12 protein-coding genes are annotated in these 11,561 nt (G+C 62.8%); 4 read left to right on the top strand and 8 right to left on the bottom strand.

All coding sequences use genetic code 11. From position 1 onward, the window contains the following. Positions 1-303 precede the first annotated feature (303 nt). The 3 genes from DMO26_RS30045 to DMO26_RS30035 all read left to right on the top strand — a co-directional run bounded on the left by DMO26_RS30045 (position 304) and on the right by DMO26_RS30035 (position 2,333). Positions 304-915: an SOS response-associated peptidase gene (locus DMO26_RS30045; protein WP_117195993.1), complete on the top strand. Its 612-nt coding sequence runs from the start codon at positions 304-306 to the stop codon at positions 913-915. Positions 916-1,041: 126 nt separating this feature from the next. Then, on the top strand, positions 1,042-1,371 hold the full coding sequence (locus DMO26_RS30040) for a hypothetical protein (RefSeq protein WP_117195992.1): 330 nt from the start codon (positions 1,042-1,044) through the stop codon (positions 1,369-1,371). Positions 1,372-1,943: 572 nt separating this feature from the next. After that, a complete protein-coding gene (locus tag DMO26_RS30035; protein ID WP_117195991.1) occupies positions 1,944-2,333 on the top strand; it encodes a hypothetical protein in 390 nt (129 codons plus the stop codon). On the opposite strand, the gene DMO26_RS30030 is transcribed toward DMO26_RS30035, so the two are convergent. Both DMO26_RS30030 and DMO26_RS30025 read right to left on the bottom strand, forming a co-directional pair. Continuing rightward, the gene (locus DMO26_RS30030; protein WP_226951468.1) at positions 2,290-2,937 is read right to left on the bottom strand and encodes a hypothetical protein; all 648 of its coding nucleotides are present in this window, start codon (positions 2,935-2,937) and stop codon (positions 2,290-2,292) included. The genes DMO26_RS30035 and DMO26_RS30030 overlap by 44 nt on opposite strands. A gap of 178 nt (positions 2,938-3,115) precedes the next feature. Beyond that, the gene (locus tag DMO26_RS30025; protein ID WP_117195990.1) at positions 3,116-4,399 is read right to left on the bottom strand and encodes a cystathionine gamma-synthase family protein; all 1,284 of its coding nucleotides are present in this window, start codon (positions 4,397-4,399) and stop codon (positions 3,116-3,118) included. 198 nt (positions 4,400-4,597) lie between these two features. Here DMO26_RS30025 and DMO26_RS30020 point away from each other — a divergent pair, with 198 nt between their 5' ends. Further along, positions 4,598-6,007, top strand: a complete 1,410-nt coding sequence (locus DMO26_RS30020) for a mannitol dehydrogenase family protein (RefSeq protein ID WP_117195997.1) — start codon at positions 4,598-4,600, stop codon at positions 6,005-6,007. A 182-nt stretch (positions 6,008-6,189) separates the two neighbouring features. On the opposite strand, the gene DMO26_RS30015 is transcribed toward DMO26_RS30020, so the two are convergent. The 6 genes from DMO26_RS30015 to DMO26_RS29990 all read right to left on the bottom strand — a co-directional run bounded on the left by DMO26_RS30015 (position 6,190) and on the right by DMO26_RS29990 (position 11,510). Then, complete coding sequence (locus DMO26_RS30015; RefSeq protein WP_117195989.1) at positions 6,190-7,467, bottom strand: L-fuconate dehydratase; 1,278 nt, start codon at positions 7,465-7,467, stop codon at positions 6,190-6,192. 44 nt (positions 7,468-7,511) lie between these two features. Then, positions 7,512-8,258 (bottom strand): SDR family oxidoreductase, encoded by a 747-nt coding sequence (locus DMO26_RS30010; RefSeq protein WP_117195988.1) that lies wholly within the window; start codon positions 8,256-8,258, stop codon positions 7,512-7,514. Positions 8,259-8,322: 64 nt separating this feature from the next. Then, complete coding sequence (locus tag DMO26_RS30005) at positions 8,323-8,652, bottom strand: L-rhamnose mutarotase (protein WP_117195987.1); 330 nt, start codon at positions 8,650-8,652, stop codon at positions 8,323-8,325. A 10-nt stretch (positions 8,653-8,662) separates the two neighbouring features. Further along, positions 8,663-9,670: a zinc-binding alcohol dehydrogenase family protein gene (locus DMO26_RS30000; RefSeq protein ID WP_117195986.1), complete on the bottom strand. Its 1,008-nt coding sequence runs from the start codon at positions 9,668-9,670 to the stop codon at positions 8,663-8,665. A gap of 4 nt (positions 9,671-9,674) precedes the next feature. Beyond that, a complete protein-coding gene (locus tag DMO26_RS29995; protein ID WP_117195985.1) occupies positions 9,675-10,493 on the bottom strand; it encodes an amidohydrolase family protein in 819 nt (272 codons plus the stop codon). A gap of 3 nt (positions 10,494-10,496) precedes the next feature. After that, positions 10,497-11,510: an aldo/keto reductase gene (locus DMO26_RS29990; protein WP_117195984.1), complete on the bottom strand. Its 1,014-nt coding sequence runs from the start codon at positions 11,508-11,510 to the stop codon at positions 10,497-10,499. Positions 11,511-11,561 lie beyond the last annotated feature (51 nt).

The following is an 11,561-nucleotide window of genomic DNA, read 5'->3' as shown; positions in this document are numbered from 1 at the left end:
CATAGCTGAAGAGTTCCCCCGTCCGAACATCGCCGCCACGCATTCCATAATCCCCAAAGCCCCTCGGACGCAGTGAATCATTTCGAAGCAGTCAATGCCAGTGGCTTTTTCAACAGCCTGCTAGAGCAATTATGCGAGCTGGTTTGCTGCCCAAGTCTATCGTAAGGTCGAGAAACCGCTTATAACCATTCTTCAGCCTTACCTTTCGAATTCGCATCTTCTCGCCTCACCCAGTAGACTCAGGTCCCAGATAGTAGGCTATCGCGTGATTGGTAGAACTTCCATTCCTCTATCTTCCTCCCCATGTGCAACGACTACGAACAACGCGTCACGTATGCCGAATACCGCAAGGCCATGGAGGCGATCGATCTCCGCGTCCCGCCGCACGAGACCGAGCTCGCGCTGCCTCAGGCCGATGACATCCGCATCGGCGATACCGGCCCGGTGATGCGGCTCACGGAGGGTGAGGCGGTCGAGCTTTTCCCGATGACCTTCGGTTTTCCGCCGCCGGAAGCCAAGGGGGAAAGAAGCAAAGGCGGGCCGGTCTTCAATTTCCGCTCCGAGGGCCGCAGTTTTGCGGCCAGCCGCCGCTGCCTCATCCCGGCCTCGGCCTTCTTCGAGTTCACCGGCACGAAATATCCCAAGGCGAAGCACCGCTTCACGCTGAACGATGCTCCCTTTCTCTGCATTGCCGGCCTCTGGCGGGAAGGGCAAGGCAATCAGCCGCCCGCCTTCACCATGCTGACGACCGCGCCGGGCCCGGATGTCGTGCCGATCCACAACCGCCAGGTCGTGGTGCTCAAGCCCGAGGACTGGCGCCACTGGCTCCATCTCACCAAGCCGGAAGGCGAACTCCTGCGGCCGCTGCCCGAAGGTTCGTTCGCGGTGGAGGAGGTGCGCTCCGGCCGCGGTTGATGCCCTCGGCGGCCGGTTCGGCCCCCACGATTTTGTCTCGCGCCGCCGGTTCCGAACCGCTTCACCAATACAGGTTTTTCTTCTATGTTGCCGGCGCACATCAAGCTCAGGTTGTGGAGTGGTCATATGTTTGCGGAAATGAAATATCGTCTGGGCGGCCTGCTGGTCCTGCTCGTCGGGGCAGCCGTGGCATGGGTCGCCATCTGGCAGCCGCTTCACCAGGCGCAGCTCGGCGCCGATACGGTCGCTTGGATGCCGCGCATCGTCGTTCTGCTGGCGGTCTGCGCGGTGTTCGGCCTCTATTTCCTCCTGACCGGCAACCGGTATCCCTATCGCGATGTCGAGCGCCGCACGTTGACGACGGCCGGATGGATCCTGTTCGCGATCACCGCCGCGGCGGCCATTGCCGGTTTCTTCTGGATGGACATGACGCTGAAGTCGCTCGGCTACAGCTGATCTTCCCGGGTGCGCCGTGGACGTTTCGGGGAGCGGCGCCAATGACATCAATAACTTGACCCCTTTCTCATCCCCGCCCCAAAAACCTGTGCCTATAATTGCCCCGCTTCCGCCGCCGGAGTGTTTCGCGAGACGTTCGCGGGCAGGCGGGGCCGGCGCCCTCATCGGAACCGTAACGTGCGGGAAAGGTGAGGGAGGTGAAAGCCATGGGAGAAAGATCGGCAGGCCCGCGGTCTCCGAAAAGTCGCAGGACGTTTCGGACAAAGGTCTCGGCGCACGATACTCTCCCTGTCAAGCCTCCCCCTGGCCGCCGGGCCGGGTTCGGAGATGCCGTGCAAGTGGTGAGCCCGTCCCGAAGGGATGGACGCGAACGAAGCCACGCAGTGGGGCGAGGTGATCACCTGTAGGGGAGGGACACCCCGACAAGACGCCGAAGGCCACGCGAATGCGGAGCCACAATACTAAAATACAATGAGGTTCCGCATTCGTGTGGGCTCTCCGATGAAACGAATTGCAACATGGGCTGAAACCGGCCGCATGAACGAAACCGCGTGCCTGAAGGAGGGCGAGCGATGGCCTTGAGCAAGGCGGAATGGAAGCGCCGCGAGGAAGAGGAGGATGCGGAACTCTATCTTTTCCCATGGCTGACATGGGGTGAGTTTCGCCGTTGGCCACTGCGCCGGCAGCAGGAACTGCGTCAGAAATTTACCCAGCAGGGCGCGACCGTGGTCGGCTTCTGGAAGGATTGCGCCCTCGGCAAATGCCGCCGCGCAAAGCGTTGCGTCGGGTTCCTCAGCGAGGCGCAATACAAGGCCGGCTTCAACCCGGCATTTCCGCCCTGCGCTCGCGGGGAGGAGCCGCGCCGCGCAAAGATCATGGATGAGGGGATCGAGAAACTTTACCCCTCGAAACCCGGGCCTAAATACGCGGGGCGGGCGTCGGACGGCGGGGAGGCGTATTGACTTGCGGCGCTGCGGGCGCAGCTGCGGCCGGTGCCGGCGTCGACGCTCCGCCAGGCGCTGCGGGCTGGCCCCAGCTCGAAACCGGCTGGCCGCCCTGGGTCCTCACCTGGCTGTCGTAGAGCGTAAGCGACGCCTGCAATTGCCGCATGTCCGAGCAGCGGTTGATGATGCCGCCGATATAATGCACGCAATCGCTGGCATTGCCCTGCACCGAGCCGGTCGCCCAGTCCCTGACGATGCCGTCCGGCCCGACCAGGAAATAGGAAAGCCGGTTGTTTTCCGAAACCGCCGAACTGCCGACGAGGCCCGCGAAATTCGTGCCGCGCTCGGTGCGGGCGCCCGGCGCCATGTGCCGGTAGATCACCATGCCGTTGGTGAGCCGCGTCTCGCCGATCATCGGCCCGTATGTCGCGCCCGAGCCGGAAAGCTGTTCCAGCGGCGACTGGCCGAGGCTGGCGATCTCAGTATAGGGCTTGCCCATCGCATAGCTGGTATAAGAGCGGTTGGCGGCATTCTCCGCCTTTTCCGCCACCGCCGAACATCCGGCGAGCATCATCGCCAGCACGACCGGCAGCACCGCCGGATGGATCGTCTTGAGCCGCATGCCAACCCCCTTCGCCGGCGCCTTCCGCCCGGCCATCGCCGCAGCGGAGGAGATTTAGCCGGATTCCCGTTGCCCCGGATGATTAGCTATCAGCTTCTGCGGATTTTGGAAGTCCGCCGTTCCCATCATACACCGGCCCCGATCACACCCTGTCCCGGTCAAGCCCGCCCCGTCCCGATCAAGCCGTGTCCAGCGCCATCGTCAGGTCGGCGATCAGGTCGTCCGGATGCTCGATGCCGATCGACAGACGGATGGTGCTTTCCAGCACGCCGATCCGCTGGCGCACCTCGGCCGGAACGCCGGAATGCGTCATGGTCGCCGGGTGGCTGGCAAGCGATTCCGTGCCGCCCAGGCTCACCGCCAGCTTGAAGATGGAGAGCGCGTTGAGAAACCGGAACGAGGCCGGCTGCCCGCCGCGGATATCGAAGGAGAAGGTCGATCCCCCGCCGCCGCACTGACGCGCGAAAACCTGGCCGGTCGGCGATTGCGGATCGAGGAACGGCAGGTAATGCAGCTTCTCGACGCTCGGATGTCCGCGCAAAAACTCCGCCACGGCATGCGCATTGGCATTCGCTTTCTCCATGCGGATCGAAAGCGTTTCCAGCGATCGGCCGAGCATCCAGCAGGAATGCGGATCGAGCTGCGTGCCGATCGCCCCGCGCAATGCCTTCACCTGCTTCATCACCGCCTTCGACCCCAGGGCCGCCCCGGCGATCAGGTCCGAATGCCCGCCGACATATTTGGTCAGCGAATAGAGCGAAATATCCGCCCCGTGCTCGATCGGCCGCTGGAATACCGGCCCGAGCAGCGTGTTGTCGCAGGCGATCACCGGCACGTGTCCCTGCCGCCTGCCGATTTCCTCCGCCACCTTCCGCATCAGCGCCACATCCACCAGACTGTTGGTCGGATTGGCCGGCGTCTCGATGAGGATCACCGAAACCCGCCCCTTGCGCATCGCCTCTTCCGCCGCCGCCACGACGGACGCCTCGTTCACCCCGTCGGCAAACCCCACCGCCGCCACCCCCAAATTGAGGAAGGTCTTGGCCAGCAGTGTCTCCGTCCCGCCGTAAAGCGGCTGCGAGTGCAGCACGCTGTCGCCCGGCCTGACGAACGCCATCAGCGTCGTGGCGATCGCCGACATGCCGGAGGAGAAGAGCGCGCAGGTCTCCGTCTGCTCGAACACCGCCATCCGGTCCTCGACGATTTCGCTGTTCGGATGGTTGAAGCGGGAATAGACCAGGCCCGCCCCGGTCCCTGCCGGCGGTTCGCGTCTGCCGGAGACGAAGTCGAAGAAGTCGCGCCCCTCTTCGGCCGACTTGAAGACGAAGGTGGAGGTGAGGAACACCGGCGGCTTCACGGCCCCTTCGGAAAGCTCCGGATCGTAGCCGTAATTCAGCATCTGCGTTTCGGGATGAAGCTTGTGATTGCCGATATGGGTCTTGGAAGGATGCGGCGCCGTCATGGTCTTTCTCCCCTGCATGAAGCTGATCCAGCGCAGAAAATAAGGCCGCCACGGGCATTCTCAAGCATTATCGAAAGCACGATGACGAGAGCGAAACGTCCTCAGTATACCGTTGACCCCATTGCACTCGGGAGGCTATCAATCTCCCGTCTGAAAAATGGGAGGATGTCCGGTGAAGTGTCGGGCATCGTTGATGAAATGGCGCGTCTTTCCGCTTCTACCCACCTGTCCGCCGCTGTCGTGAAGCCCGCCTATGACCGCGCGGCGCTGAAGCCCGGCATCGTGCATATCGGCCTCGGTGCGTTTCATCGGGCCCATCAGGCGGTTTATACGGACGAGGCGCTTGGGCATTCATTCGGCGACTGGGGTGTTGTCGGCGTCAGCTTACGTTCGGTCGATATCGTCCATGATCTGAGGGCGCAGGACGAGCTTTATTCCGTTATTACCCGCAGCGGCGCCGGCGACAGCGCCCGGGTGGTCGGATCGATCGTCAGGAGTCTGTCCGGCACTGAGGATCGCGACGAGATTCTGGCGCTGCTGGCCGATCCGGCGACGAAGATCGTCACGATCACGGTGACGGAAAAAGCCTATGGGCTCGATCCGGTTTCCGGCGGCCTCGACCGCAACCATCCCTCCGTCGCGGCCGATCTCTTGAGCCCGACGACACCGGTCGGCGTCATCGGTTATATCGTCGAAGGCCTGTCCCGCCGACACTCAGCGGGTCTTGCGCCGTTCACCGTTCTCTGCTGCGACAACCTGCCGACCAATGGCCGCATCGTTCGGCGTCTCACGATCGAGATGGCCGGTGCACGCGATCCGGCGCTCGCCAACTGGATTTCCGGGCAGGGCGCTTTCCCCTCCAGCATGGTCGACCGCATCGTGCCCGCCGCGACGGAAGAGACGCGCGCCCGCGCTGAAAAACTGATCGGCGCCGAGGACCGGCAGGCGCTGGAGACCGAACCCTTCATGCAATGGGTGATCGAGGATCATTTTATCTCCGGCCGTCCTGCTTGGGAATCGGCAGGTGCGCTTTTTGTCGATGATGTCGAACCCTACGAGAAGATGAAGCTGCGGCTGCTCAACGGGTCCCACTCGCTGATCGCCTATCTCGGCCAGTTGAAGGGACTGGAATTCGTCCGCGACGTCATGGGCGTGCCGGAATATGTGGCGCTTGCCCGCCGGCATATGCAGGAGGCGGTCAAGACGCTCGATCCGGTGCCGGGCATCGATCTCACGCACTACATGGACCAGCTCATCGAACGCTTTGAAAACCCGACGATCGCCCACAAGACCCAGCAGATCGCCATGGACGGCACCCAGAAACTGCCGCAGCGCATCTTTGCGGGCGCGGTGGAGACGTTGGCAAAGGGTGGTGAAGCGTCATCTGCCGCTTACGTAATTGCGCTCTGGATTGCCTATGTACAGAAGACCGCCGAGATCAACGATCCACGCGCGGCGGAGCTGAAAGCCGCGGCTGCGAAGATGACCGCGGATGACCCGTCGGCGCCGTTTTTTTCGATCCCCGGACTTTTCCCGCAGACTCTCATGGAGAATAGCGCATGGCGTGCGCGGGTGAACGTGAAGATTGGGAAAATAGTTGCTGGCTGATGTTGGGATCGACGTTAGCGGATTGATATGCCCCTCACCCTAACCCTCTCCCCGTTCTGACGGGGAGAGGGGACGTGCACCCAAGCAGACGTAGGAGATGAGCGGAAGCGATGCGGCATCTATCCTTCTCCCCGCAGGCGGGGAGAAGGTGCCGGCAGGCGGATGAGGGGCAATCTTCAGCCTCAGCCTTTGAACGTATACTCTTCAATCGACTGCGGCTTCATCTCGATCGAGAACCCCGGCCTGCTCGGCGGCATATAGGCCGCATTGCGGATCACGCACGGATCGACGAAATGTTCGTGCAGGTGGTCGACATATTCGATCACCCGGCCTTCCTTGGTGCCGGAAACGGCCAGATAGTCGATCATCGACAGATGCTGCACATATTCGCACAAGCCCACGCCGCCGGCATGCGGCCAGACGGGGAGATTGTATTTCGCGGCGACCAGCAGCACGGCGAGCACCTCGTTCAGTCCGCCCATGCGGCATGAGTCGATCTGCACGATATCGATCGCGCCTTCGGCGATGAACTGCTTGAACATGATGCGGTTCTGGCACATTTCGCCGGTCGCGACCTTCACCGGGCCGATGGCTTCGCGGATCTTCCGATGGCCGGCGACGTCGTCCGGGCTGGTCGGCTCTTCGATGAAGAAGGGTTTTGCGAAGGCAAGCTTCTTCACCCAGTCGATTGCTTGGCCGACTTCCCACACCTGGTTGGCGTCGATCATCAGGTAACGATCCGGGCCGATCACCTCGCGGGCGATGGTGAGGCGGCGGATATCGTCTTCCAGATCGCGGCCGACCTTCATCTTGACATGGTTGAAGCCGGCATCGACCGCCTCCTTGCAAAGGCGACGGAGCTTTTCCTCCGGGTAACCCAGCCAGCCGGCGGAGGTCGTGTAGCAGGCGTAACCTTCGCGCTTCAAAACCTCGATGCGCTCCGCTTTGCCGGTCTCGGCTTTCTTCAGGATCGCCAGCGCATCCTCGCGGGAGAGCACGTCGGTCAGGTAACGATAGTCGACGATATCGGCGATCTTCTCCGCCGGCAGTTCGGAGACGAGCTGCCAGACCGGCTTGCCTTCCCGCTTGGCATAGAGATCCCAGAAGGCATTGACGACGGCGCCGGTGGCGAGGTGCATGGCGCCCTTGTCCGGGCCGATCCAGCGCAGCTGGCTGTCGCCGGTCAGATGCCGCCAGAACTTGCCGGGGGCTTCGGCAAAGGCTTCCAGCTCCTGGCCGACGACCAGATGCCGCATGGCCATGATCGCCATGCAGCAGATGTCGTTGCCGCGGCCGATGGTGAAGGTGAGGCCATGGCCTGCAAGCCCGTCCGTGTCCGTGTCGAGCACGACATAGGCCGCCGAATAGTCCGGGTCCGGGTTCATCGCATCGGAACCGTCGAGGCTTTGCGAGGTCGGGAAACGCAGGTCGAAGACGCGGAGATCGGTAATGCGGGTCATGGTGTTCTCTTGGTGGGATCAGCCGCAGGGCGGCCAAGAAGGGATCAGATGGTCCAGCCGCCGTCGATGGCGTAAGCCTGGCCTGACGTATAGGTCGCGCCGGCGAGATAGACGGCGAGTTCGGCGATCTCCTCCGGCGTGCCGAACCGGCCCATCGGCTGGCGGGCGATGAAGGCGGTGCGGGCGGTCTCATAATCGCCCATAGCCTCCCCTTGGGCCCTCATGCGGTCCTGCAGCGACGGGCTTTCGACGGTGCCGGGGCAGATCGCGTTGCAGCGGATTCCCTGCGTCACGTAGTCGGCGGCAACGGATTTGGTGAGGCCGAGCACGGCCGCCTTGGTGACGCCATAGGCGAAGCGGTTCGGCACGCCCTTGATGCTGGAGGCGACCGACGACATGTTGACGATCGCGCCGTCCTTTTTCGCCAGCATGCCCGGCAGCACGGCGCGGATGGTGCGGATCATCGAGCGGACGTTGAGATCCAGCGCAAAGTCGAAATCGCTGTCCTGCATTTCGAGGATGGAGCCGGCATGCACGAAGCCGGCGCAGTTGAACAGGATGTCCACGGTGCCGATCTTCTCGACGAAAGCGTTGACGGCGGCCTCGTCCAGAACGTCGAGTTTTCCGGCCGTCAGGTTGTCGAGCTTCGGCAGGGCGGCGAGCAGCGTCTCGTTGATATCGGTTGCATAAACCTTGGCACCAGCCTCGGCGAAGGCGAGGGCCGCGGCGCGGCCGATGCCCTGGCCGGCGGCGGTCACGAGTGCGGTTTTTCCATCCAGTCTGATCGTCATGTCTTGTCCTCGAATTGATGCGGTGCCGCCCGTCGAGCCGGCCTCAGTCCGATTGAGGAATTCCTCAATCCAGGTGGAAGACTTCTTCCATCATCGCCCACCACTCTCCTTCCTTGCGGCTTTCCAGCGGCTTCTGGCAAGGGATGGTGAAGGCCCACCATTCCTGGTTTTTCGGATCAGCGGCCATTTTCGCCATGTCGGCCTCGAAATCGGTGCCGTGATATTCCCAGGTGCCGAACAGGAGGTTCTCCGGTTCGCGGAGGAAGATCGTATAGTTCCTGATGTTGCAGCGGGTGATGAGGTCGAGCACTTCCGGCCAGACGGCGGCATGCAGCCGCTTGTATTCCGCCACCATGCCAGGTGCTACGCCGATCATCATCCCCATGCGCTTCATGTTCTTCTCCTCAAACCTCGATCAGGGCCTTGACCACGCCGGCCTCCGGATCGGTCAACCCGGCAAAGCGCTCCGGCACGTCGGTGAGCGCTATTCTATGGGTGATCAGCGCCGCGGGGATCTTGCCGTCGCGCATCGCCTGCATCACCCGTTCGAAATCCGTGCGTGTGGCGTTGCGGCTGCCGAGCAGGGTGGTCTCGCGCTTGTGGAATTCCGGGTCGGAAAAGGTGATGTCGCTGGAAACGATCGACACGAGCACATAGCTGCCGCCATGCGCCACGAAGCCGAAACCGCGCTCGATCGCCTTCGGGTTGCCGGTCGCGTCGAACACCACATCGAAGAAATCGCCATTGGTGATGGCCGAGAGTTGATCCTGGTCGCTGGTGCCGACGTGCACGGCGGACGTGATGCCGAGATGGTCGCGGCCGAAATCCAGACGGTCGGCGCGGCCGTCGAGCAGCGTCACCTCGCCGCCGTCGAGCATGGCGAAGATCGCCACCGCAAGGCCGATCGGACCCGCACCGGTCACCAGCACCTTCTGGCCGGGCTCCACGCGGGCGCGGGCCACCGCATGGGCGCCGATCGCCAGGAATTCCACCATCGCCGCCTGATCGACGGAAAGGCCCTCCGCCTTCAGCACGAATTCTTCCGGCAGGCTCAGATATTCCGTCATGCCGCCGTCGCGATGCACGCCGAGCACGCCGATATTGCGGCAGCAATTCGTCTTGCCCTTAGCGCAGGCACTGCAGTGGCCGCAGGAGATGTAGGGCATGATCGAGACGGTATCGCCGGCTTCCAGCCGGCTCCCGGCCGGGGCCTCCTCGACCGTCGCCGCCAGTTCATGGCCCATCACGCGGGGATAGGAGAGATAGGGCTGGTTGCCGGTGAAGATATGCAGGTCGGTGCCGCAGACGCCGATGCGGCGCAGCTTCACCAGCACCTCGCCTTCGTTGCGGAGCGGCTTCGGCCGGTCGATAGCAGAAAGCCTGCCGGGGGCGTCGCAGATGATTGTCAGCATGAATTTACGCTCCGAGCTTGTAGAAACGCTGGGCATTGCCGCCGAAGACGTCGGCATGATCGTCGGCCGGCACGATGTCGAGGCACTGTTCCAGCCAGGCGTGGTATTCACCGGCGAGCCTGAGAACCGGCCAGTCGCTGCCCCAGATCACCCGTTCGGGGCCGAACAGATCGAATATGGTTTCGGCATAAGGGCGCACCGCCTGCGGTTTCTGGTCTCCTGCCTCGGTCAGCAGGCCTGAAAGCTTGCAATGAAGGTTCGGCAGTTCGGCCAACGCCTTCATATGAGCATACCAGCCGATGAACCGGCCTTCCGCGATCGGCGGTTTGGCGCCGTGGTCGACGACGATGGGCAGTTCCGGATGACGGCGGGCGAAACTCCACAGCGCATCGAGATGGCGCGGCAGAACCAGTGCGTCGAAAACGAGCCCTTGCTTGATCATCGCCGCGACGGCTGCATCGAGTGCAGGATCGTCAATCCACCGGTCGTCGGCAAGATCCTGCAGCATCGGCCGAAAGCCCTTGAGCTTCGGATGCTGAGCCAGCCGGGCGATATTGGCAGACGCATCCGTGGCCTTCATATCCGTCCAGCCGACGACGCCGAGAATGAACGGAATTCTGTCTGCTAGATCCAGCATGAAGGCGGTATCCGCTTGCGTTTCCATCGTCTGCACCAGCACCGTGCCGTCGACACCGGCTTCCTTGAGAAGCGGCTGCATGTCATCCGGCATGAAATCCCGGTGGATGGCCGCGAGCTCCGCCGGCGGCCATTGGCCCACCCGGTCGGCGATCCGCCAGAAATGCTGGTGCGCGTCGATCCGCATCGATCAGGCTCCTGCGCCGGGGATCGGGGCTCCGTCGGCGATAAGACCCTTTAATTTGAGCGTCTGCCAGAAGGAGGCCGGAATCTCTTCGGAGAACCATTTGACGTTGGAGGTGATCTGCTCGGCGGTGCGGGCGCCGGAAACGACGGTGACGACAGCCGGATGGGCGAGCGGGAATTGCAGCGCCGCAGCCTGGATGGAGACGCCTTCCGCCGCGCAGGCTTCGTTCAAGGTGTCGAGCTGCGCCAGGATTTCGGCCGGCGCATCCTGATAATTGAACTTACGATTGCCGGCGAGCAGGCCGGAATTGAACGGACCGGCGATGACGATGCCGACACCCTTGGCCGCGCAATCATCCATGAAGGCGAGGCTCTTCTGTTCGAGCAACGTATAGCGGCCGGCCAGCATGGCGCAGTCGATATCGAAAACCTTCATCGCATCGGCGACGATTTCCCACTCGTTGACGCCGAGGCCGATAGCCTTTGTAAGTCTCTGCGAACGGAGTTCGCCGAGTGCCTTGAAGCCGCCGCCATCCGTCAGCTGCTGCCAGTAGTGCTGGTGCTTGTCCTTATGGGTCATGCTGCCGATATCGTGGATGTAGAGGATATCGGGCTTCAGGATGCCGAGCCGCTGCTGGCTTGCCTCGAAGGACCGCATGATGCCGTCATAGGAATAATCGTATTTCGGCCGGAAGGGCAGCGGGTCGAGATAGCTGTCTTCTTCTAAGCCCACCGTCTCGTCCGGCACCATCACGCGGCCGACCTTGGTCGAGAGCACGTAGTCGGCGCGTGGCTTGTCGGTCAGCATCGTTCCGAGCCGGCGTTCCGAGCGGGTGTAACCGTAGAAGGGCGCGGTGTCGTAATAACGGATGCCCGCATCCCACGCCGCATTAAACGCGCCGGCCGATTCCGCGTAGGAGGTGCGGCGGTACAGATTGCCCATCTGCGCGCAGCCGAGACCCACGAGGGTCAGTTCGACATCTGCGCGGGGAAGCTTGCGGCGGTCGGCGACGTTCATTGGAAATTCCCTGGAATATAGTTGATGCGGGCGCACACCATTCGCGATGCG

The organism is Rhizobium terrae (assembly GCF_003425685.1).
GTDB classification, from domain to species: Bacteria; Pseudomonadota; Alphaproteobacteria; order Rhizobiales; family Rhizobiaceae; genus Neorhizobium; species Neorhizobium terrae.
The sequence above is the reverse complement of the archived record's forward strand: the minus strand, read 5'-3'. Positions and strand labels throughout refer to the sequence as shown.